This window comes from Jeotgalibacillus malaysiensis (genome assembly GCF_044789845.1).
GTDB lineage: Bacteria > Bacillota > Bacilli > Bacillales > Jeotgalibacillaceae > Jeotgalibacillus > Jeotgalibacillus malaysiensis_A.
This window is the reverse complement of record NZ_CP085252.1, coordinates 463,690-485,697: the sequence shown is the minus strand read 5'-3', so window position 1 is coordinate 485,697 and position 22,008 is coordinate 463,690. Positions and strand designations below refer to the sequence as shown.

Genomic DNA, 22,008 nt, shown 5'->3' with positions numbered 1-22,008 from the left:
AGGGATCTGTTTTCAGGATCCCTTCTTTATTTATGCCAAAAATGAGAAAAAGGAGTTTTATTATGATCGAAATTAACCAGGTCAGCCACCATTTCACACTGGGTAAAAAGGGTCAGCAATCACGGCTTGATGTATTGAAGGATATTTCCTTTCACGTAGCTGAAGGTGAGATTGTATCGATCATCGGCCGCAGCGGCTCAGGTAAATCTACATTATTAAATCTAATCAGCGGCTTCATCCGTCCTTCTGAGGGTGAAATTGTCATTTTAGATGAAAAGGTCAGTGAATTTACAGAAGAGGAATTTGCAGATTTCAGGCTGAAAAATATGGGCTTTATTTTTCAGAGCTTCCAGCTGATTCCGAGTATGACAGCCTATGAAAATGTAGAGCTGCCGCTGATTTTAAAAGGAATGTCTGAACAGGCAAGAAAGCAGATGACGCTTGAAATGCTAAAGACTGTCGGACTCGAAAACTTTAAGGATCATTATCCAAGTGAACTTTCAGGCGGTCAGCAGCAGCGGGTCAGTATTGCACGAGCGCTGATTCTTGAGCCGCCGCTGATTTTAGCGGATGAGCCGACTGGCAGTCTCGATAGTGAAACGGAAGCGGATCTGCTGGCATTTATTAAAAAGCTGAATAAAGAGCGCGGCATCACGTTTGTCATTATCACGCACGATGATGAAGTGGCAAAGATCGGCGACCGGACGATTGAAATCGCTGATGGTGAGCTGATTCGAAGCGGGGTGTTCGTATGAAGCTGAAGGATCAGTTCCGTTTTATCAGGCAGAATATGAAGAAAAACCGAATGCGTGTATTTATGACGATCCTTGCATCTGCGATGAGTGTAGCGTTCCTGATCGTACTTGCCTCGGTTGCGTTCGGGCTGCACGATACGGTCATCAAAGATACAATCGAGTCCCCTGATGTTACGCAGATTGAAGTTGCAGGTAAAGACGCTGGGAATGGGAATGCAGAGAGTCTGACGAATGAAGATGTTGAAGAGATTGAAACGCTGGATGGCGTGAATGCTGTTACACGTCAGAAACAGATCAGACAGGAAACACGCTATGTAACAGAAGGTTATGAAATCAATACACAGACCATTCAAAGCCACTTCCCCTCAATGGATAACGCCGGGATTGAATTAAGTGAAGGCGCAGTTCCGGAAGCAAGAGATGAAGTCGCTGTCGGCTACCATTTTGCATTAAATTTGATGAAAGATGATATTAACCCCGAAGAAGCGGAATACGGTGAAGACGGTCACCTCATCCCTGAGCAGCGCTTTTCAGGTGATATCATCGGTCAGAGTTTCGATCTTGAGTTCAAAAGAATGGAAGATGGCGAGGAAATCACTGAAACGGTTCCTGTGACAGTGACCGGCGTGCTTGAAAAGCCGGGCCGTGAGTGGGCATGGGATCAGAGCGTATACATCACTGATGAAAAGCTTGCCGAGCTTGAAGGCATTACCGGCACGTCAAAAGCGATGCTGACTGACCCTGCTGAAGCGGAGGAAGATACCGGCTATGACAGTGCGACTGTCTATGCAGATGATCTTGAAGCCGTTAAAAGCGTAATGACTTCTCTAGAAGAAGAAGGATATTTCGTCTATTCGATTGTCAGTGAAATGGGTCAGATCAATACGCTGTTTAATATTGCAAAAGCCGGTCTGATCTTTATCGGTACAATTGCGATACTGATCGCATCAATCGGGATTTTCAATACGATGACAATGGCTGTAACAGAACGCGCGCCTGACATTGGGATTATGAAGGCAATTGGTGCGAGCCCTAAAGTCATCAAGAGAATCTTCCTCCTTGAGAGCACGTATATCGGGCTTGTTGGTGCGGTGATTGGAATTGCAGTCTCATATGTCATCAGTATCGGTGTCAACCTGGCGCTGCCGATGATTCTTGAAGCTGCTTTTGAGGAAGAACTACCTGCCGGACTGCAGTTTTCATCGATTCCGTTCAGCCTTGTGCTGATTGCGGTCGTGATCTGTCTGGCAGTGACAATGCTTTCCGGCTTAAGACCGGCGAAGCGTGCGACTGAGATTGACGTATTGAAGGCGATGCGGCGTGAAGTATAGTAAAACAAACGAGGCTGTCATTCCCCTTTTTCCAGGGGAACATCAGCCTCGTTTTTTAGTCGACCTAAGCAGCTTCCTGAACTTCTTCCCTTACCTGCCGGTTATAAGTCATTCTATGAATGTTCATTAAAATACCGAGCAGCGTCATGGTAATCAGCAGTGAGCTGCCGCCATAACTGACAAGCGGCAGCGGGATGCCTGTGATCGGCATGATACCGCCTGCTGCGGCAAGATTCATAATCGCCTGAGTGGAAATCTGAATCGTAATGCCGATTCCGAGAATTCGCCCAACAGGATGTGTTGATTTCATTGCAATAGAGAATCCGATCACAAGGAAAGCTGCAAACGCGATAATAACACCGCCCGTTCCGATAAAACCGAACTCTTCAGCAATAATCGCGATAATAAAATCCGTATGTGATTCAGGCAGATAGCCAAGCTTCATCACACTTTCCCCAAAGCCTGCCCCTGTAAAGCCGCCGTTTGCCATTGCAGTCCACGATTGAATCAGCTGATAACCTGCCCCGTCCGGATCATCAAATGGCGCCCTGAAGCTTGTTAACCGTTCAAGTCTATACGGACTTGTAATGGCCAGAATGGTGACTGACAGCACACCCCCTGCTCCAAATAACAGTAGATACCTGATCGGCACCTGGGCAGCAATCAATAACGCAAGGTACCCTGCCGCAAGTGAAATGACCGTTCCAAGATCCGGCTGCAGCATAATTAAAAATGCAATCATCAGCACGATAATCATAGAAGGTAAAATACTTTTCTTAAAATCATGTAACTGATCTTTCTTATGTACCAGTAAAAAACTCACGTATAAAGGAATGGCGATTTTTGCGAGCTCAGATGGCTGAATGACAAGCGGCCCGATTGAGATCCAGCGCAGCGCCTGATTCCTTTCAGTTCCTATACCGGGAATAAAGATCAGCAACAATGCAAAAATCGTGACCGCTAAAATGACCGGCATCAGTTTTTTATAAGCAGTGAACTTGAACATAGAAACAAAGAAAAATACGCCAAGCCCCAGCACAAACCATAATCCCTGCCTTTTTGCAAATGAAGCAGCATCCCCGGTAGATTCGAGTGCAACAAAATAACTTGCACTATAGACCATTACAAGACCGAAAGAAGCAAGTCCGATGGTGAAAATTAATAATGGTAAATGAAATGAATGTAAAAGCTTCTTCATGGTCCTCTCCTCAAATACAGTGGCATAAAGTCATTAGTGCGTGTGAGGATCAGGAAAGTTACACTTTTTCTTCGATTCAGGCATTTGGATACAAAAACAGCCTCTGATCATTTTCGATCAGAAGCTGTCTGCTGATAAGCTAATTCCTGCTGCATTAATAGTGCAATCTGTTCCGGTTTCATCGGTCTGCCGAAGTAATAGCCCTGAATTTTTGAGTTGCTGTGATGTCTGATAAACTCAGCCTGTTCCGCTGTTTCCACACCTTCTGTAATCACATACATCCCGATTCCTTCAAGCACCTGATAAAGCCCCTTTAACAGCTTGCAATCAAATTCCTCTGAAGGCACATGCTGAATAAATGATCGGTCTATTTTGACAACATTGACAGGCATATTTTTCAGATTAAATAAGGTCGAGGTCCCTACTCCAAAGTCATCAAGTGCGACTCTGACGCCCTTTTCCCGCAGCTCTTTAGCGAACTCAATAATCTCACCGTCGAAAAAGAAAATATCACTTTCTGTAATTTCAATCTGCAGCTGTTCCGGTGGGAATTGGTACTGTTCAAGTAACAGATCCATTTTCTCAAGGAAGCGGTTCTTGTTTCTCATCTGCATCTTGGATACATTTACAGCGACGCCGATCTGACCAAGACCACTTTCACGCCATTTCACCGACTGCTTAATACTTTCTTCAAGCACCCATTCTCCAATATCACTGATAAAGCTTCCATTTTCAGCAATCGGAATAAACACGTTAGGAGGAATCCTTCCTTTTACAGGATGATCCCATCTGATCAGCGCTTCCACACCTGTCATGCTCTCTTTAAAGCCTGTATAGATCGGCTGATAATCTAAATAAAGCTCACCATTTTTCAGCGCAAACTTCAGATCATTCTCAAGTGTCAGGGTGTTTTTGTATTCCAGATCCTCTGCAAGACTGTGGTAGTAGACGACCTGATTCTTCCCTTTCCGCTTTGCTTCATACATAGCGATATCCGCAGCCTGCAATACTTCATCAAACGATTCCCCATCATCCGGGTAGACTGCGACTCCTACGCTGGATGTGACAAATGTCTTGATCTCACTCAGTTTATAATTCTGCTTCAGTTCCCGCACCATATATGCCGCACGCTGCTGCAGGTGCTCAGGATCCGGACTGTGTACAAGCAACAGGAATTCATCCCCTCCCATCCTTGCGATCACTTCGTTTTCATGATCAACAAATTCAGTCAGACGGTTCGCTACTTTTCTTAACAGCGTGTCTCCCATTTTATGTCCGAGGGAGTCATTGATCCTTTTGAATCCATCGAGGTCAAAAAACATAAAGGCAATATGCGTTTCCTTATGATCCGTTAATCTGTGAAATGCTTCGATAACGCCATAACGATTCAGCAGTCCGGTTAACTGATCATGAAGCGCCATGTCAGTGATTTCTCTGTGAGACTCTTCAGCGGAATCGAGCATGCCGTTGATCGACTGGCCAAGATGATGGATTTCATCCCCATTATGCAGCTTCCACTTTACTCTGGAACTGATCTCTCTCGTCTGTCGTATCTGGTTTAATTGCTTTGACAGACTTGTTACTCTTGAAATCATCAGTCTGTCGAGCATGAAGTACAACACAATTGCAATAACCGCTAATAGTACGAGTAGATATAAAACGAAATTTGTAATGACGTCTCTTTTAGACAAATAATAGCTGCGGGGCTTATCGATTGTTAAAATCAAATGACTGTCTCCATTGGTACTCTGAATCGTCAGCTGACCCTCCATCCGCTCTTCACTGACCGTTCTGACAAACCTGTTTTCCTCAACTCCCGCTCCGGTATTTGCAGTCAGATCAAGAGACAGGTCATACCCAAGCCGCTTAATATAGTTCCCACTGATATCCCGCACCAGAATAACCTTTCCTGCAGCATCACCAATCCCTGATGTAGGCAGGATCCGCTGAACAGATGCAATAAAAAATGAATCTTCAGCACCGATCAGATAATTATTTAATGAGGGGGTCAGACGATTTAACTGTTCACTAAGCTGGTCTGCTTCTTCGCTTAAACCATAACTCCGGTCCAGCAACACCTCATCCTCCTCACTGACAATGATCATGCGCCAGATCCGGTTGTTCATGAATGTATTTTCATCTACATTTGAAGCAACAAAATCCTGCCTTTCTCCAGTGGCAAACTCGTACATATCATCCCATTGCGCCCAGTCCTGATTCAGACGGGTGAGGAGGTCCTGCTCCAGCCGGATCGCATTCTCAATCCGCTCCATATCCTTATACATGCTTTCTTCATCCATAGCCAATGCGTCTGACAACAACATCGGTCGAATCAATGTGGTCAGCAGAATTAAAAATAAAAACATACTGCCTATAATCACGACTAATGTCTGTGTTTGAAGCTTCATCCTCCCACCCCCAATCCTACGAGCTAAAAATAGTACTTTGTATTTATTTTACGTGATGTGAATATTTAGTCAATAACAAATAACTGTAAAAAAACCTGATACAAAGTTGTACCAGGCTTTAACATTCTTATATTCTTCAAATCGTCCAGCGGTCGTTAATGATTGCAATCAGTTTCCATTCACCACTGCTGTTTTTCTCAAAGACAAGATTCAGACTTTGCCAGTCCATATAGTCAAATTCTTCAGTGCCTTCAAAGTAATATTCTACTACTCTTCCTGCAGGGTACTTTTGTCTGATCAGCTCCTGTGTTGAAAAATGTTTTGAGCGGTCATACCGGTATTTTTCTTCATATGTTGCATCCATCAGCCACTCATCGTAATAGGCTGCCGGAGTCAGTTCAATTGGAAATCCTGATCCATCCTGATCTCCCCAGTCATATACGGTCGGGTCATCCATAAAACCATCGAGCTCTGCTGCAGTGAATTGCACACCTCCGTGGTCAATACAATTTCCTGCATAAGGACAAAACGTAAGTGACCCTTCTCCCATATAAGCAGGGAGTTCACCAAATTCTTCATTTTGTAGGTGAACAAGAATGTCATTTGCAGTATCCAGCAGCGCTTCATATTGCGGAACAAATGTCGGCTCAAGCGCACGGGCAAGAAAAGCAGCAAATTGACCGCGGGTAATATTCTGATAAGGCTTGAAAGTACCGTCCGGATAACCTGTTGTTACACCATGCTCTTTCATCTTGGCAATTGCTCTGGCCATCTCACTGTCACCTGATACATCACTGAATTCTGAGGCTGATGCTTTTGCCCATTTAAATGCGCGGGCGAAAATTAAAGCTGCCTGCCCTCTTGTCAGATGATTATGCGGTCTGAAGGTACCGTCACTGTAACCATTAATATAGCCTAGCTCATGGGCTGACATCACGTAACCTGAATAATAAGCATCTGCGGGCACATCGCTAAATGGTGTCGGCCGCTGCTCCTTGTAAAGATAAATCCCCTCCCCAATCATTTTCATTGCCTGTGACCGTGTGACATTGTTCGCAGGTCTGAACGTTCCATCAGGATACCCGTCGATGATCACCTGTTCATGAAGGTAGATAATTTCCCATACAAACGGGTGATCCATCGGCACATCATCGAATGACACAACCCCCTTTGCCTGGTTAGGAAAAAGTAAAAATAACAGAATGGAAGCCGCTGCTAAAATCCCGAACTTTTTCATGGGAAATACGCCTCCTTTTGTTCATTATTATAACATTTTCAGCACATAAAAATTTGAATTTTCAAAATTTTTATTGCATGAAAAAAGATGAGACAATTGTGTCCCATCTCTTCTTTAAAACGTTTCGCTGCGCTTCAGGCGGACGCTTTCCGGACGGTTGTTGCTGAGCCTCCTCGCCTTCGGCTGTGGGGTCTCAGCTTCCAACTAATCGTCCCGGAGTCGCCGCCTTACGCTCCGCTAAACTTAGTGTTTATTAAAATCAGGTTTTGGCATGATTTTAAAGCACAACTTCCGTTTCATTCGTCAGTCGTTTACGTGTATTTGTAACCGGCGTGATGAATAGCTGGATCAGTGTTCCGATACCAAATGCCACAATCACTGTACCGAGTCCGATTGGTCCGCCGAATAAGAATGCGATAACCAGCACGCTGACTTCCATAATTGTTTTTGAGAATGCCAGGCTTTTACCTGTACGCATTTTAATTGCCATCATCAGGCTGTCAATCGGGTTTCTTGCGAAGTTCGCCTGAAGATAGAATGTGATACCAAGCGCGATCATTAATACACCCGCAACCAGCATCATTGCTCTGATCGGCATTGACAATGCGTCAACTCCTGCAAATGCCACAAGCAGCCAGAAGTCCATAAATACCCCGATCAGGAAAATCGTAATAATCGCCAGAAAGTCCGGCATTTTCTTCATCAAATATCCATTTAACAGAATCAAAATGATTCCAAGTATAAACACCCAGGTCCCAACCGTAAAACCGATTGTTTCAGATAATCCAACATACAATGCATCCCATGGTCCAACGCCAAGATCCGCAACGATCATCATACTGATTCCAAATGACAGCAGCAGTAATCCAAGCAGATAAAAAATCCCTATAATAAAACCTTTTTTCAAGATTGCACCTCTTCTTCTTATAGATCTACCAGAATATCTTAACACGGAGAAGAGGTCCGTACCACTAAAAGATTTTCTCTTCTATTAATCCTCGTGAAGATAAGTAATCTTCCACATATTCTCCTGTTTTTCAAACCTAAATAACTCTGTTAATTGCTGTCCGGCATTAATCATCCCTATATATACCTGATCTTCACTTAATGTTACCTCAATTACCAAAGCTTCTTTAGGTAACCCTTGACCCGTAGGTGATATCTTTTCTCCTACCAATTGATATGTTTCATGCAATTCCTCAGTCGCAAAGAAAATCTTCTGATTGTAATAACCTATTCCATCCAATATAGTTACGATTTCTGAAGGGGTGAGCTCATGCGGCAATAGTTCGTTATTTATTACTTTGTCTGCTATCTCCAAAGAATTTGTAACACCATCAAAAAGTGGTTTCTCCTTAATAGAACTTTCATCAAACTGCAAGTACGGAGGTCCAATAGGCACTTCTAAAAGCGCTTCTGAATTATGCTCACCTGTTTCACGATCAAAGTAAATATATATACCATTGAATCGCAGCTTCACACTCTCATTTGACGTACCTTCAAATTCAAAGTAATTTTCATAGAAACTCAATCTTCTCTGCAATCTAAGCTGACTCTCTTCTAAATCAATTGGAAATATCTCACTTCCAGATGAATCAGGGACAAATATTGGCCAGGACGCATCTTCAGGATATGGTTGGATAATCCCTGTCAGATCAACTGTTTTATCAAACTTTACATAAGAATACCCATCATTATCTTCAGAAGAATATATATCTGTAACAGTCCATCCTTTTAATTCATCACCAATTTCAAAATCTCTCAAATCAACTTCCTGTTCTTCAACTGGATTAACGCTTTCCTCTATGCCCTCTTCAACCTTATCAACTTCTTCTAGCTGATCCACAGGCGCCTGCTCTTCCACCCCCGTGATCTGCACGATTAAAAAGATCGCTGCAGCCGCTGCAACGGCAGACAGACTGTAAGGCAGCCATTTTGCTGACCGCTTTTTCTCATTGTGCTTAATCTTATCCCACACTGCATTCCTATCTTCACTTGAAAATTCTGATTGATCAGGCCAGTTCAGTCGATCCGGAAACTTATGTTTACTCATGACCAGTTCCCCTCCTCTCCTGGTATACGTAGGATTTTCTCAACTTTTCACTACCACGTCTGATACGCGTTTTGACTGTTGGAACCGGTAAGCTGCAAATATCCGAGATTTCCTGATAGGACAGTTCGTGTTCAAAGTGAAGGAGTAAGAGTTCGCGGTATTTCACCGGCATTTCCATCATCATCGCTAAAAGGTGCTGCTTCTCTTCCTTCAGTACAGCCTCTTCTTCAAGTGACAGCCGGTTTGCTTTTTCATTTTCAAATGAGTGTTCGAACAGACTGACTTTCCTGTGATTCCAGCTTTTCAGGTGATCCTTTGCTTTATTTGCTGCAATTTTAAAAATCCACGTTTTCATAGACGACCTGCCTTCGAACGTTTCCCACTTTTCATAGACGGTGACGAAAACGTCCTGGGAGAGGTCGCCTGCTGTCTCCCAATTCTTCACGTATGTATAGATAAACCGCTTGACTGCTGTGCCGTATTCGTTCATTACGGCTTCTAAGCCATCGCGTTTTCTGACAGAAGAATGATCCATTCACTCACTTCCTCTTTTAAATTGTTACTAGTTAGACGATCGTTATTTTAACACTGATTCATTTATTTTACAGATGTGATTTGCTTGAAAATTCCCAATACGATCTTGACGGATGTTTTTGTAAACGTTTACAATAATCAGAGTAAAAACGTGCGCTGAGCGAGCGTTCAATCGCCAAACACAACAGAGAATAACGATCGGGGGAATGGGTATGAATGCTGAAAATTTAATCGCACCGGAGCAGTACAACATCGCAAAAGAACTGGATCAGTTCGCATCAGATGATCAGAGAATTGCGATCAAATGGCTTGATGACAGGCAGAACAGACGTGACGTTTCTTACAAGGAACTCGTAGAACGTACGAATCAGTTTGCACTTGCGCTGAAAAGCAAAGGGATTACGAAGGGTGATAAAGTATTGATCATTTTACCGCGTATTCCGGAAGCTTATATGAGCTATCTGGCGTGTCTGAAAGCCGGCATCATTGCGATTCCTTGCTCTGAGATGCTGCGTAAAAAGGACCTTGCTTACCGCATGAAGCATTCAGATGCAAAAGGGGTCATTGCATTTCATGAGACAACTTCAGAGGTAAATGCAATTGATGAAGATCTTCATGCATTACATAATAAATTCATCGTCGGCGGCACTGAAAGCGGCTGGGAGTCGCTTGAATCACTTGCCGGTGAGCAGGCGACTGACTATGACGGCGAGCCGACTTCACGCCACGATACAGCGTTTCTTCCTTATACATCAGGGACGACGGGTAATCCTAAAGGGGTTATCCATACACATGCATGGGGTTATGCTCATGTGCGTACTGCTGCAAAAGAGTGGCTTGGCGTACAGGAAGGCGATCTTGTCTGGGCGACTGCGGCACCGGGCTGGCAGAAGTGGATCTGGAGTCCATTCCTATCGACGATTACACTTGGTGCTACAGCATTCGTTTACCACGGAGGCTTTAATGCTGAAACCTATATGGAATACCTTGAAAAAGAAAAGATTAACGTGCTTTGCTGTACACCAACTGAATACCGCCTGATGGCAAAGCTTGAAAACTTAGGCTCATATAACCTGCCTGAGCTGCGCAGCGCTGTATCAGCAGGTGAACCACTGAACCGCCCTGTTATTGAAGCATTCAAGAACGCTTTTAACGTCATTGTACGTGACGGCTACGGACAAACAGAGAACACACTGCTTGTCGGAACACTTCAAGGTATGGAAGTAAAGCCCGGTTCAATGGGTAAGCCGACACCTGGCAATAACGTTGAAATCATTGATGAGCATGGTCAGCCGACCAAGACTGGAGAAGTTGGGGATATTGCGGTTCATAAAGACTGCCCTGCCCTTTTCACTGAATACTATCAAGACCATGAGCGTACACAGGCCGCTTACAGAGGTGACTGGTATTTAACAGGCGACCAGGCATCCCGCGATGAGGATGGCTACTTCTGGTTCGAAGGCCGCAGTGATGACATTATTATCAGCTCAGGCTATACGATCGGACCATTTGAAGTAGAAGATGCCCTGCTGAAGCATCCGGCTGTTCGTGAATGTGCAGTGGTTGCAGCACCGGATGAGATCCGCGGCAGCATCGTAAAAGCATATGTGGTGCTAAGAGATGATGATGCCACTGGTGATGAGGCACTTGTAAAAGAGCTGCAGAATCATACAAAAGATATGACAGCACCATATAAATATCCGAGACAAATCGAATTTATTGCCGAGCTTCCGAAGACGACTTCAGGAAAGATCCGCAGAATTGAATTGAGAGAGAAGGAACAGCATAAATCATAAAAAATGCCTGGTACGCAGCAATTGCTGCGTACCAGGCATTTTTTTAATGACCGTCGTGACCTTCTTCTTCGTCGTGGCTATGATCCTCTTCATCATGACTGTGGTCTTCTTCAGAATGGTCATGATCCTCATCGCTATCCATATGACTGCTTTCCTGATTCTCAGCATTCTCTTCAGCCGCTGCAATCTGTTCGTCAGTCGGCTCGCCTACGTGGAACTGTGTCTTTGGCATGACGTGCATATCACGCGCAGTTGTATGTGCCTGAACGGTATAGACGCTTTCTTCAAATGTATAAGTAACTTCATAGACCCCGTTTTCAGTATGCGTACCCTCTACACGCTCACTTTCAGTTCCGGTAGCGTCATTCCAGATCTCAAACAATACTTCATGTGCATCTTCAACCGCTTCCCCGCCCTGCGTTACTTCGGCCTGCACGACTGTTTCTTCTCCAGGCACCGCATCTTCAGGCACTGAGATCTCAACCTCTACCATTTGCGGCATTTCATCCGAAGACGTCTGCTCCTCTTCCTGAGAACACGCAGCAAGCATCATTGCTGCTGCTAATCCGATCATCCATTTTTTCATATCCGTTTCTCCTTTACATCAACAATAGCTTTAGTATAAACACCTTATGTGAAATGAAGGTGAAGTCGCCCTAACCTTCACATTTTATTCACAGCCTTACTGTAATGCCTCTACATCATCCGTAATTTTACCGACAACGCCTTCCTCGGTAAAATTGTACTCGCTGAAGATTCTGCCTTCCTGATCCATTACATAAAACGTAACCCCATGCAGGACCTGATCTGCGTCCTCAGGTTTATTTACAAGTGATTGAAACTCCTCACGCGCAAAAGTTTCAATCTCCTCCTGCCCATAGCCGGTTAACATATGCCAGTTGCTGTCGTCCTCTGTAAACTGAGCTAAAAACTCAGCCAGCTTGTCAGGCGTATCCACTTCAGGGTCCACGCTGAATGATACAATCTCAGCTTCAAGCCCCTGTTCTTTCAGGGTAGACTGAATGTCAGCCATTTTATAAGTCATAGGCGGACACACGGTATCACAATTTGTAAAAATAAAATCCGCAATCCATACTTTGCCTTCAAGCTCACTGCTGCTGAATTCTTCCCCATGCTGATCTGTATAAGTAAATCCGCTCACAGGAGGCCCATCCGGCTCACTGCCGCAAGCTGCAAGCAGTAAAGAAACTGCGATTAGTAACATCCATTTTTTCATACGGTCTGTCCTTCTTTCGGCATTTTAATATCTATTTTAAATGCATGTGTATTCAGGTCTATCTTAAATTCACCGTCCATCAGTCTGACAAGCTCTTTTACAATTGCGAGCCCAAGACCTGTGCCGCCTGTCTGACGGTTGCGGTCCCGGTCCGCTCTATAAAAACGTTCTCCGATCCGCTCTTTTTCCTTCGCTGAAAGGGTTGAGTCATTCTCCACTGACAGTCTCATTTGCTGATTTGTTTCTTTTAACGTAAGCGTAATGACCGAACCCGCCGGCGCATACTTCACCGCATTTTCAATCAGATTATAAAAAATCTGCTGCAGCCTTTTCGTATCCTGTATCATCACAAGCTCTTCATCCGCTTCTATTTTAAAAGTGAGCGATCTATCTTTAGCCGGTAATGAAAAAACCTGTACTGTCTCATATAGGAGGTCTGCTGCTGCAATCGGCTGCCTGTCAAACTCCGCATACCCTTCCTGCAGGCGGTTCAGCTCAACCAGATCGGATAGCAGAGAATTCACCCGCTGCACTTCACTTTCGATTGTTGACAGGATGATCTCTTTATCCTGATCAGATTTTTTCAGCTGCTCTGTATAGCCCTGGATGTAAGTGAGCGGCGTCCTGACTTCGTGCATGATATCAGCGAGAAACTCCTTTTGCCGGTCCTCCTGATGCTGCAGCGCCTCACTCATCTGATTGAGCGCAGCCGATACCTGTCCGATCTCATCCATCTGTCTGACTTCAAGCCGGTTCTCATACTCTCCCTCTGACACTTTTTTCGAAAAAGATTCAATCGAGGCAAGCGGTCTGAAAAGCGACTGCCGGATTCTGCCGACAAGCAGGCTGAGAATAATGAAAAACAATACCCCAACGCCAATTAACAAAGGAATACTGCTGCCAAACACCTGCGCAAGCCCTTCAAGCGGCACGAAAATATACACATACCCTGCCGTTGAAGTACCGTCTGTAATCGGGTGTACACCGCCAATTACCTGACGTCCATAATGATCAACGTACCCTTCTTTCATCATCGACTGACCCGCGAGCAAGGCGTCCCGATCAGACGCCTCTACAAGCATTTCATCATCTATTTCATATGGAAATAGACGATTCAGCTCATCCAGATCATCTGCCACAACCACTTCATATTCTGACACCACATTGTACCAGTGAATCTTTTCAATAATCTCTTCAGTCAGCTCACCAGAATGATAGTGAGCGGCAGTCCGCTGTCCCTGCGACTCAACAGATTCTCTTACCGTTGATAAATAAAGGTCACGATAAGTGAAGTGAAGGAAAATGAAGGCTGCCAGCAGCGTAATTCCAATGCTTCCAATCAGTAATAGTAGGATCTTTCTGCTAAATGTCACTTTGGCGCCTCCAACCGGTACCCGACACCGCGTACCGTCTTTATCCGTCCGCTCTCTTCTGGCAGCTTCATCCGTAGCGTTTTCATATGTGTATCCACTGTCCGCTCAGAACCCGGGTAATCAGGCCCCCAGATCAGCTCCATCATTCTTGATCTGGTCACTGTGTGGTTTTCATGTTTTATTAAAAGCTCGAGCAGGCGGAACTCTTTTCGGGTCAGCGTGACAAGTCTGCCCGCAATTTTTGCTTCCATATAATCAAGGTCAAGTGTCAGAGAGCCTGACGTTATCGTTTGCGATGACTGCTTGCCGCCCGCGCGTCTGATCACTGTCTCAATTCTTGCGATCAGCTCACCTGAATGAAACGGTTTTACCATGTAATCGTCTGCTCCAAGCCGCAGTCCCTTCACTTTATCCAGCTCTTCCCCTCTGGCAGACAGGAAAATAAATGGGAGATCAGACACCTTTCTGACTTCCTCAAGCAGCTCAAAGCCGTCCATAAACGGCATCATAATGTCCACAACCATCACATCCGGCTGCTCACGCCTAAAAAGCTGCAACGCTTCAACCCCGTTTGCCGCCTGGACGACTTCATAATGTTCTTCTATTAAAAAAGAAGCAATCAGCTCTCTCATCGGCTGCTCATCTTCAACGATTAACACTTTATAGCCGGACATCTGTTGATTCACCTGCTTTAGTTAAAATGATAACGCTATTGTATCAGTTTTGTGTGAAGTTTGAGTGAAGTTGGGGTTTTTGGTGGGGATGGCGGTTGGGGTGAAAGGTTGGTTCGACGGGAAATTTCCTGACTTCGATGGGAAATTATATATGTTCGCTTTTGATACAGTCACGTTCGACGTTCAAACGGATTGTTCGGCATAAAACACCGATTGTTCGACACTTCGGTACTTTTCACCCATCCATCTATCACGAAAAAACCACCACACAAAGCCAGAAATCCTGACTCCGCGCAGCGGCCCTCACTATACTTACTTTATTCTATTCTACCAGCTGAATAAACTGCTTCGTCCGTTCATTAGTCGGATTCTCAAAAAACGTCTTCGGATCAGCCGACTCGATGATCACACCTTGATCGAGCATAATAATTCTGTCTGCCACCTCGCGCGCAAAGCGCATTTCATGGGTGACAACAACCATTGTCATGCCTTCTTCAGCGAGGTTTTTCATAACCTGAAGCACTTCAGTAACAAGCTCAGGGTCAAGTGCTGACGTCGGTTCGTCAAACAGCATCACTTTAGGCTCCATCGCAAGCGACCGCGCTATTGCCACACGCTGCTTTTGACCACCTGAGAGCTTATTTGGATAGACATCAGCTTTGTCTGACAGCCCGACTTTAGCCAACAGCTCTTTGGCATGCTTGATTGCAGCATCCTTCTTCTTTTTCTTCACCTGCATTGGCGCCTCGATGATATTTTCAAGCACCGTTTTATGAGGAAACAGGTTAAAATGCTGGAACACCATGCCGACCTCTGCGCGGACTTTTGAAAGGTTGTCTTTTTTATGATTCACGGTGGTGCCATCAATCGTAATTTCACCGTCATTGATCATTTCAAGAAAGTTGAAGCAGCGCAGCAGTGTACTTTTACCGGATCCGCTGACGCCGACCAGTACAACCACTTCTGATGGCTGGACTTCAAGATCAATGCCTTTTAATACTTCGAGGTCACCAAATGATTTATGAATATTTTTCGCTTTAATCATATGCGACCCTCCTTAGTCTTTATCAAAATCGAGTTTATTTTCATACCATCTCAGCAGGTATGTGAAGATCATAACGAGGACTAAGTAATACAGTCCGACGATTAAATAGGTTTCAAACGGCTGGAAGGACTGGGCAGCTTCTCTGTTTGCGAGAGAGAATAATTCAGCTACCCCAATGACATACACAAGAGAAGAGTCCTTCAGCGCAATGATGAACTGGTTGCCAAGCGGTGGAATTGAGCGGCGCAGGGCCTGGGGGAAGACGATTCTTTTCATCGTCTGGGACTTCGTCATACCAAGCGAGAAGCTGGCTTCAGTCTGTCCTTTATCCACACCCTGAATTGCGCCACGAAAAATTTCCGCGATATAGGCACCATTGTGCACACCAAGCGCGATTGCCCCTGCCCAAAAGTTGGACAGTGTAATGATTTCAGTGATTCCAAAATATAAAAACATAATCTGTACGATCAGCGGTGTCCCGCGAATCACAGTAATATAAAAGTTTGCGATCATTTGAAGCGGTTTTGCTTTCGACAATTTCAGAAGCGCAAAGAATAACCCCAACAGACAGCCGAGGATAACCCCGACTGCTGTTAATTGAAGGGTAATGACAGTGGCGTCCAAAAAGCCGGAAAGCGTTCTTGTAAACACATCAATGAGTGTTCCAAATAACTCTGGCATACTAACACCTTCCTACTCTCATGGACTTATTCTAAGATTTCAATGCCTTCAGTTTCTGTTTCTAACAGGTTACGTCCAAATAGATCATTTGAGATCTCATCATACGTACCATCTTCAACGATCTCAGCTAAAGCTTCATTGATCGCTTCAAGTAGTGCTTCATTATCTTTATTAACAGCTACAGCTGCTTTTTCAATCCAAAGCGGGTCACCGACTTCTTTGATCTCAAGCCCCTGTGCCTGCGCTTCATAACCAACTACGTCAGCTGTAATAACGGCATCAAGTCGCCCTTCAATCGTTAAATCATTCAGTGCTACAACATCACTGTTATAGTATTGAATGTTATCTGTGTATTCCTGTGCAGCTTCGTCATACGTACTCTGTGCAACTACACCGATTGTCTTGCCTTCAAGGTCTTCTGGCGACGTGATGTCACTATTGTTTTCATTGACAAAGATCATCCCGCCTGAGTAATAATAGGGATCCGAGAAATCTACCTGTTCTGCACGCTCATTGGTAATCGCCATACTGCCGATGATCGCATCAAAACGGTTACTTGTAAGTCCCTGCAGAATCGTTTCCCAAGGTGTTGTAATCGGATTTGGTTCGAGACCCATTTTCTCAGCTAACGCATAACCGATTTCAACGTCAAAGCCCTTCAGCTCTCCACCTTCTTCGTAGTTGAATGGCTTGTAAAGCCCGCTTGATGCCCACGTTAATTGCCCCTCTTCAAGCAGATTGAATTCACTGCCTGCTTCAGATGACCCTCCTTCTGCGTTACCTGAATCTTCAGCTGAATCATCGCTTCCACATGCTGCCAGTACCATTGCTGCTGATAATGATAAACCAAACAATACCTTCTTTTTCATAAGTAATGCTCCCCTTTTTTGTGTTTTATTTTTAAAGGTTAAAAACCTTTAGTCACGGTAAAAAATTTCTTTTTTCTCGTACATTTTCTCAACACGTTCTAAGTTCGCACTGACTTTCTCATGCTCTTTTACTGATACAAATCTCATAATGGAGGTTAATAATGCCACTACTGCAGTAAATGAATCAATTCTCAAATTCGCATTCATTGCCGCTTCCAGTAAAATATCTGAGTGGTCTGCAACCGGAGAGTCCTTTGAATCAGTAATCGAAATCACTGTTGCACCCTGGGATTTAGCGGTTTTGACGGTCTCAATAATATTTTTTGTGTAGCGGGGGTATGCGAGGACAATGACAACATTCGACTCATCCATTTTTGACAGCTGTTGATAATACTGCACATCACCCTGCATCAGCATCTCAGTGTTATCAAGCACCATACTCATCCACTGGGTAAATAAATGTCCAAGACCGTAGCTGAAAAGGTTACTCGTTACGTACACTTTTTTCGCATGACTGATGATATCAACTACCCTCAGCAGGTCTTCTTCCTTCAGTGATTGCTTGAGCTTTTCAATATTTGCAATATCCGCATCAAGCAGACTGTGTAAAAATGCCTGATCCTCACTCCGGTTCTCTGTCTGACCACTCTGGTCGGCATAAAAACGCTCTTCAGCAAGCTTTCGCTGAATCTGATGCTGTGCTTCCGGATAACCTTTATACCCAATCTTCTGAGTCAAACGAATGACAGTCGATTCGCTCACGTTGACCATTTTTCCTACTTCCAGTGCAGATGAAAAAGCAATGACGCTCGGGTTGTCGAAAAATAATTGAGCTACTTTCTTTTGTCCTGCACTTAGTTTCGAATAAGAATTTTCTAATTTTTGCAGTATATCCTGCATTTCATAGCCTCCAAAAAATGATTTGCACCAATAAACTAGTTACATTGTAACTTTTTGCAGGAATTCCTGCAAGTGTGTTGGGGGAATTTTCTGAATTTATCGGGTTATCGACTAATAGAGCATGGGGTTCGATGGGAAATAGTTAAAGTTCGATGGGAAATAATGAATGTTCGACGTTCACTCCCTATTGTTCGCGTTTTAAATAGTCTACTTCGACACAAAACACCGGTTGTTCGACACTTCGGGACTTTTCACTCACTCCGCGGCCGCCTCCCACACACAAGAAAAACCCGCCTGCACCACACAGACGGGGTCACTCAAACTTATTTACAATCCCACGCGTTCCTCACTCCAGCCCCACAGTTCTTCAGCCAGCCATTCATTTGACGCGTCCTCTGACACATCGATCTCTTCCATCTGGTAAAAGTACTTCCCGCTGACCTCCGAAAGTTCCGGCGCTGCAGCAAGGTATACAGCTGTTGCGGCGCCTTCTTCAGCTGTCTGGAAAAACGGCTTCAGCACCTTATGCACACTTTTACCGAACTCAGTTTTCCGGTCAATGCCGATATTCGTTGAAACTGCGCCCGGGTGCACGGCATTGGCTGTTACAGCAGTGCCTTCAAGACGCTTTGCCAGTGCTTTTGTGAAAAGAATGTTAGCAAGCTTTGAACGACCGTATGCTTTTGCAACGTTATAGCCCTTTTCAAAATGAGGATCGTCAAAATCGATTTTGCCCCATTTATGCGCGCCTGAGCTGACTGTTACGACTCTGCCCTGCTCCGCGGCTTTCAGTTCATCCAGCAGCAGATTGGTCAGGAGGAAATGACCGAGGTGGTTTACACCAAGATGTGATTCAAAGCCGTCGTCTGTCAGCCTGCGTTTTAAAGAAACTACCCCTGCATTATTAACAAGAACGTCCAGTTTCGAAAATTTCTTTTTGAACTCCTCTGCAAAAGTTCTGATGCTTTCAAGGTTGCTGAGGTCACATTGCATTAATGTCAGTTCCTCTGAGCGTGTCTGCTCTTTCGCTGAGATCCACGCCACTTTTCCGCGGCGCGTGTTGCGGCACATCATGACCACGTGATAGCCCTGCTTTACGAGTTCAACTGTTGTTGTGAGCCCCATACCTGAGTTGGCTCCTGTAACTAATGCTGTTTTCATATGTAGACACTCCTTTAGCGTTGAAAGTTTTGTTCAGTATAACAGAGATCTCAGGTGGAATCTTTTTTGAACCCACGATAAAACTCCCCTGCATTGCAGAGGAGCTGACTGATTTATTCAATACCTGACTGAATTTCGTTTACCATTTCCTGAACGGACACTAATCCGCCGCCTGACAGGTACCAGTAGTTTGGATCAAGGTAGATGATGTTGCCGTTCTCGTAGGCCTGTGTGCCTTCGATGAATTCATTCTCAACAACCTGCTTCGCTGACGATTCCCCGCCGACTGCTGCGCCGCGGTCTACTACAAAGATATACTGTGGATCTTCTTCGACAATGTATTCATATGAAATACTCTGACCGTGTGTGGATACTTCAATCGTTTCATCTGCAGGGGTAAAGCCGAATACATCATGGATGATGCCAAAACGCGAGCCTGCACCATATGCACTGATTTTCCCATCGTTTGCAAGTGTCACCAATGCTTCAAGGTCCTGAGAAGTGACCTGTTCATTTAATTCATCTATTGACGCGTTAATTTCGTTAAGCTTTTCAGAAGCTGCTTCTTCTTTTTCGAAAAGCTCCGCCAGTGTATTGACGTTTTCCTCGAATGATTCCATATAGTTTTCAGTGTCAACGCCCATATAGATCGTCGGTGCGATCACTTCGAATTCTTCATAAAGATCTGCCTGGCGTCCTGAGATGATGATCAGATCAGGATCCATTGCATTGATCGCTTCAAAATCAGGCTCTTTCAGTCCGCCTGCGTTTTCATAGTCATCTCCCTCGTATTTTGAAAGGTAAGATGGAATGTTAGTCTGAGGGACACCTTCCACTTCAACGCCGAGAGCATCAAGTGTATCAAGTGTGCCGAAGTCAAAAACGACAACTGATTCGGGACTCTTTTCGACTGTAGTTTCACCTAATAAGTGCGTGATGGTCATTTCTTCTTTTTCAGCTGCGGAGCCGGTTGTTGTTTCAGCATTTTCTTCTGATCCGCAGGCACCAAGTACGAGTGCACCTGCGATGACTGGAAATAGTAGTTTTTTCATATCTGATCCGTCCTTTTAAGCGTAATACACGCAGATTTTATTTTCATTTACATCTTCTATATTAATATCCATATCGTAAATTTCTTTCAGTACACACGGTTTGATGATGTCATTGACTGTACCTTCCCTGGCCACGCGGCCGTTTTTCATCGCAATAATATTGTCTGAGTAGCAGGAGGCAAAGTTGATGTCATGAATTACGATGACCACCGTTTTACCCAGCTCATCAACCAGGCGGCGGAGCACCTTCATCATTTGAACCGCATGCTTCATGTCAAGGTTGTTGAGGGGTTCATCAAGCAGGATATATTCTGTATCCTGTGCAATCACCATCGCGAGAAACGCACGCTGCTTCTGTCCACCGCTCAGCTCATCCAGGTAGGAGTGCTGCATGTCTTCAAGCTGCATATATGCAATTGCTTCGTCCACAAAGCGTTCATCTTCAGCTGTCAGCTTGCCCTGTGAGTAGGGAAATCGTCCAAATGAGACAAGCTCCCTGACGGTTAATTTCAGTGTCATATGGTTGGCCTGTTTTAAGATTGATACCTTTTTTGCAAGCTCACTGCCGCGGCATTTAGCGACATCCAGCTCATCGATTTTAACTTCACCTGCATCAGACGTCATCAGTCTGCTGACGATCGATAGCAATGTACTTTTACCGGCACCGTTTGGACCGATCAGAGAGGTGATTTTTCCTTTTTCGACCTGAATTGAGACGTCCTGTACGACTTTCTTTTTACCGAAAAATTTCACTACATTACTGGCTGAAACCATTTAAGATCGCTCCCTTAATAGTAAGTATAAAAAGTACACACCACCGATGAAGTTCACGATGACGCTGAGTGTCGTTGTAAAGCTGAACACTCTTTCTACAAGCAGCTGACCGCCGATCACTGCGATAATGCCGATTAAAGCAGAAGCAGTCATCAGATAGGAGTGACGATAGGTTTTCATGACTTCATACGTGACGTTGGCAACGAGCAGCCCGAGGAATAAAATTGGCCCGACAAGTGCAGTGGAAATTGCAACAAACACAGCAGTCACTAAAAACAGCTTTCTGACAACACGCTCATAATCCACACCCAGGTTCAGTGCCTGGTCACGTCCTAGTGACAGGACATCGAGATATTTTAGATCCTTCCACATCCAGATCACTGTTGCTGCAATACAGCCGAGTGCCACCCATACAAGATCAGCGCTGACATTGTTGAAGCTTGCAAACATCCGGTCCTGGATCATCAGAAACTCATTTGGATCAATCAGCACCTGCATAAAGGTTGAAATGCTTGAGAAAAATGTTCCAAAGATCAGCCCGAGCAGCAAAAGGAAAAACAGGTTTGATCCTTCCTTTTTGAACAACAGCTTATATAGCAGCATGGCAAAACCCATCATGAGCAGGACGGATACGACAAAATTCAAATTGCGGGTCATAATGAGCGCACTGCCTGACCCGACAATAAAAACAAGTGCTGTCTGAAGCAGCATATAAAGTGAATCCATCCCCATAATGCTCGGGGTGAGAATCCTGTTATTAGTCATGGTCTGGAACATGACAGTTGAAATTCCAATTGTAGTTGCTGTAATGACCATCGCAAGCACCTTCATTCCACGGCGCGGCAGGATATAATCCCAGTTGCCGCCTGATGCGATCGTCATATAAATGACAATCATCGTGACAGCAAGGATACCCAGCATTGTGAGAAT

The 22,008-nt window shown here is 44.6% G+C and carries 21 protein-coding genes; 3 read left to right on the top strand and 18 right to left on the bottom strand.

The window, feature by feature from the left end:
* Positions 1 to 62 precede the first annotated feature (62 nt).
* Positions 63 to 755 (top strand): ABC transporter ATP-binding protein, encoded by a 693-nt coding sequence (locus tag LG330_RS02850; RefSeq protein WP_404407214.1) that lies wholly within the window; start codon positions 63 to 65, stop codon positions 753 to 755.
* Positions 752 to 2,086, top strand: coding sequence for an ABC transporter permease (locus LG330_RS02845; RefSeq protein ID WP_404407213.1), 1,335 nt, complete (start codon positions 752 to 754; stop codon positions 2,084 to 2,086). Before LG330_RS02850 ends, LG330_RS02845 begins: the two co-directional genes overlap by 4 nt.
* Before the next feature lie 64 nt (positions 2,087 to 2,150).
* Here LG330_RS02845 and ftsW read toward each other — a convergent pair whose 3' ends face one another.
* The 6 genes from ftsW to LG330_RS02815 form a co-directional block, all read right to left on the bottom strand.
* On the bottom strand, positions 2,151 to 3,284 hold the full coding sequence (gene ftsW / locus LG330_RS02840; protein WP_404407212.1) for a putative lipid II flippase FtsW: 1,134 nt from the start codon (positions 3,282 to 3,284) through the stop codon (positions 2,151 to 2,153).
* A 107-nt stretch (positions 3,285 to 3,391) separates the two neighbouring features.
* Positions 3,392 to 5,692: an EAL domain-containing protein gene (locus LG330_RS02835; RefSeq protein ID WP_404407211.1), complete on the bottom strand. Its 2,301-nt coding sequence runs from the start codon at positions 5,690 to 5,692 to the stop codon at positions 3,392 to 3,394.
* A 136-nt stretch (positions 5,693 to 5,828) separates the two neighbouring features.
* A complete protein-coding gene (locus LG330_RS02830; protein ID WP_404407210.1) occupies positions 5,829 to 6,929 on the bottom strand; it encodes an S-layer homology domain-containing protein in 1,101 nt (366 codons plus the stop codon).
* Between the two features lie 277 nt (positions 6,930 to 7,206).
* On the bottom strand, positions 7,207 to 7,836 hold the full coding sequence (locus tag LG330_RS02825) for a YitT family protein (protein WP_404407209.1): 630 nt from the start codon (positions 7,834 to 7,836) through the stop codon (positions 7,207 to 7,209).
* Between the two features lie 84 nt (positions 7,837 to 7,920).
* A complete protein-coding gene (locus LG330_RS02820) occupies positions 7,921 to 8,982 on the bottom strand; it encodes a hypothetical protein (protein ID WP_404407208.1) in 1,062 nt (353 codons plus the stop codon).
* The gene (locus LG330_RS02815; protein ID WP_404407207.1) at positions 8,975 to 9,517 is read right to left on the bottom strand and encodes a sigma-70 family RNA polymerase sigma factor; all 543 of its coding nucleotides are present in this window, start codon (positions 9,515 to 9,517) and stop codon (positions 8,975 to 8,977) included. The genes LG330_RS02820 and LG330_RS02815 overlap by 8 nt, the downstream gene beginning before the upstream one ends.
* A 211-nt stretch (positions 9,518 to 9,728) precedes the next feature.
* Between LG330_RS02815 and mbcS the strand changes: the two genes are divergently transcribed.
* A complete protein-coding gene (gene mbcS, locus LG330_RS02810; RefSeq protein WP_404407206.1) occupies positions 9,729 to 11,312 on the top strand; it encodes an acyl-CoA synthetase MbcS in 1,584 nt (527 codons plus the stop codon).
* A gap of 43 nt (positions 11,313 to 11,355) precedes the next feature.
* Here the strand turns inward: mbcS and LG330_RS02805 are convergent, their stop codons facing one another.
* From LG330_RS02805 to LG330_RS02750, 12 genes are all read right to left on the bottom strand, one after another.
* Positions 11,356 to 11,898, bottom strand: a complete 543-nt coding sequence (locus LG330_RS02805; RefSeq protein ID WP_404407205.1) for a FixH family protein — start codon at positions 11,896 to 11,898, stop codon at positions 11,356 to 11,358.
* A gap of 96 nt (positions 11,899 to 11,994) precedes the next feature.
* Positions 11,995 to 12,549 (bottom strand): SCO family protein, encoded by a 555-nt coding sequence (locus tag LG330_RS02800; protein ID WP_404407204.1) that lies wholly within the window; start codon positions 12,547 to 12,549, stop codon positions 11,995 to 11,997.
* The gene (locus LG330_RS02795; RefSeq protein WP_404407203.1) at positions 12,546 to 13,922 is read right to left on the bottom strand and encodes a sensor histidine kinase; all 1,377 of its coding nucleotides are present in this window, start codon (positions 13,920 to 13,922) and stop codon (positions 12,546 to 12,548) included. The genes LG330_RS02800 and LG330_RS02795 overlap by 4 nt, the downstream gene beginning before the upstream one ends.
* Positions 13,919 to 14,596, bottom strand: coding sequence for a response regulator transcription factor (locus tag LG330_RS02790; RefSeq protein ID WP_404407202.1), 678 nt, complete (start codon positions 14,594 to 14,596; stop codon positions 13,919 to 13,921). Before LG330_RS02790 ends, LG330_RS02795 begins: the two co-directional genes overlap by 4 nt.
* A gap of 322 nt (positions 14,597 to 14,918) precedes the next feature.
* Complete coding sequence (locus LG330_RS02785; RefSeq protein ID WP_404407201.1) at positions 14,919 to 15,641, bottom strand: amino acid ABC transporter ATP-binding protein; 723 nt, start codon at positions 15,639 to 15,641, stop codon at positions 14,919 to 14,921.
* Positions 15,642 to 15,653: 12 nt separating this feature from the next.
* Complete coding sequence (locus tag LG330_RS02780; RefSeq protein ID WP_404407200.1) at positions 15,654 to 16,322, bottom strand: amino acid ABC transporter permease; 669 nt, start codon at positions 16,320 to 16,322, stop codon at positions 15,654 to 15,656.
* A gap of 26 nt (positions 16,323 to 16,348) precedes the next feature.
* Entirely contained in the window at positions 16,349 to 17,191 is an 843-nt protein-coding gene (locus LG330_RS02775) for a transporter substrate-binding domain-containing protein (RefSeq protein ID WP_404407199.1), read from the bottom strand.
* A gap of 48 nt (positions 17,192 to 17,239) precedes the next feature.
* Positions 17,240 to 18,091 carry a MurR/RpiR family transcriptional regulator gene (locus LG330_RS02770; protein ID WP_404407198.1) on the bottom strand — a complete coding sequence of 284 codons (852 nt, stop codon included), beginning with the start codon at positions 18,089 to 18,091 and terminating at the stop codon, positions 17,240 to 17,242.
* Positions 18,092 to 18,418: 327 nt separating this feature from the next.
* Positions 18,419 to 19,252 (bottom strand): SDR family oxidoreductase, encoded by an 834-nt coding sequence (locus LG330_RS02765; RefSeq protein ID WP_404407197.1) that lies wholly within the window; start codon positions 19,250 to 19,252, stop codon positions 18,419 to 18,421.
* A gap of 113 nt (positions 19,253 to 19,365) precedes the next feature.
* Positions 19,366 to 20,304, bottom strand: a complete 939-nt coding sequence (locus LG330_RS02760; protein ID WP_404407196.1) for a siderophore ABC transporter substrate-binding protein — start codon at positions 20,302 to 20,304, stop codon at positions 19,366 to 19,368.
* Between the two features lie 15 nt (positions 20,305 to 20,319).
* Positions 20,320 to 21,078, bottom strand: a complete 759-nt coding sequence (locus LG330_RS02755) for an ABC transporter ATP-binding protein (protein WP_404407195.1) — start codon at positions 21,076 to 21,078, stop codon at positions 20,320 to 20,322.
* Positions 21,079 to 21,999: an iron chelate uptake ABC transporter family permease subunit gene (locus LG330_RS02750; RefSeq protein WP_404409476.1), complete on the bottom strand. Its 921-nt coding sequence runs from the start codon at positions 21,997 to 21,999 to the stop codon at positions 21,079 to 21,081.
* Positions 22,000 to 22,008 lie beyond the last annotated feature (9 nt).

Coding starts and splice junctions, on each gene's coding strand:
- LG330_RS02800 (WP_404407204.1), bottom strand. CDS start 12,549: ATGAAAAAATGGATGTTACTAATCGCAGTTTCTTTACTGCTTGCAGCT.
- LG330_RS02820 (WP_404407208.1), bottom strand. CDS start 8,982: ATGAGTAAACATAAGTTTCCGGATCGACTGAACTGGCCTGATCAATCA.
- mbcS (WP_404407206.1), top strand. CDS start 9,729: ATGAATGCTGAAAATTTAATCGCACCGGAGCAGTACAACATCGCAAAA.
- LG330_RS02785 (WP_404407201.1), bottom strand. CDS start 15,641: ATGATTAAAGCGAAAAATATTCATAAATCATTTGGTGACCTCGAAGTA.
- ftsW (WP_404407212.1), bottom strand. CDS start 3,284: ATGAAGAAGCTTTTACATTCATTTCATTTACCATTATTAATTTTCACC.
- LG330_RS02845 (WP_404407213.1), top strand. CDS start 752: ATGAAGCTGAAGGATCAGTTCCGTTTTATCAGGCAGAATATGAAGAAA.
- LG330_RS02815 (WP_404407207.1), bottom strand. CDS start 9,517: ATGGATCATTCTTCTGTCAGAAAACGCGATGGCTTAGAAGCCGTAATG.
- LG330_RS02765 (WP_404407197.1), bottom strand. CDS start 19,252: ATGAAAACAGCATTAGTTACAGGAGCCAACTCAGGTATGGGGCTCACA.
- LG330_RS02805 (WP_404407205.1), bottom strand. CDS start 11,898: ATGAAAAAATGGATGATCGGATTAGCAGCAGCAATGATGCTTGCTGCG.
- LG330_RS02760 (WP_404407196.1), bottom strand. CDS start 20,304: ATGAAAAAACTACTATTTCCAGTCATCGCAGGTGCACTCGTACTTGGT.
- LG330_RS02770 (WP_404407198.1), bottom strand. CDS start 18,091: ATGCAGGATATACTGCAAAAATTAGAAAATTCTTATTCGAAACTAAGT.
- LG330_RS02775 (WP_404407199.1), bottom strand. CDS start 17,191: ATGAAAAAGAAGGTATTGTTTGGTTTATCATTATCAGCAGCAATGGTA.
- LG330_RS02835 (WP_404407211.1), bottom strand. CDS start 5,692: ATGAAGCTTCAAACACAGACATTAGTCGTGATTATAGGCAGTATGTTT.
- LG330_RS02750 (WP_404409476.1), bottom strand. CDS start 21,999: ATGCTGGGTATCCTTGCTGTCACGATGATTGTCATTTATATGACGATC.
- LG330_RS02850 (WP_404407214.1), top strand. CDS start 63: ATGATCGAAATTAACCAGGTCAGCCACCATTTCACACTGGGTAAAAAG.
- LG330_RS02790 (WP_404407202.1), bottom strand. CDS start 14,596: ATGTCCGGCTATAAAGTGTTAATCGTTGAAGATGAGCAGCCGATGAGA.
- LG330_RS02755 (WP_404407195.1), bottom strand. CDS start 21,078: ATGGTTTCAGCCAGTAATGTAGTGAAATTTTTCGGTAAAAAGAAAGTC.
- LG330_RS02830 (WP_404407210.1), bottom strand. CDS start 6,929: ATGAAAAAGTTCGGGATTTTAGCAGCGGCTTCCATTCTGTTATTTTTA.
- LG330_RS02780 (WP_404407200.1), bottom strand. CDS start 16,322: ATGCCAGAGTTATTTGGAACACTCATTGATGTGTTTACAAGAACGCTT.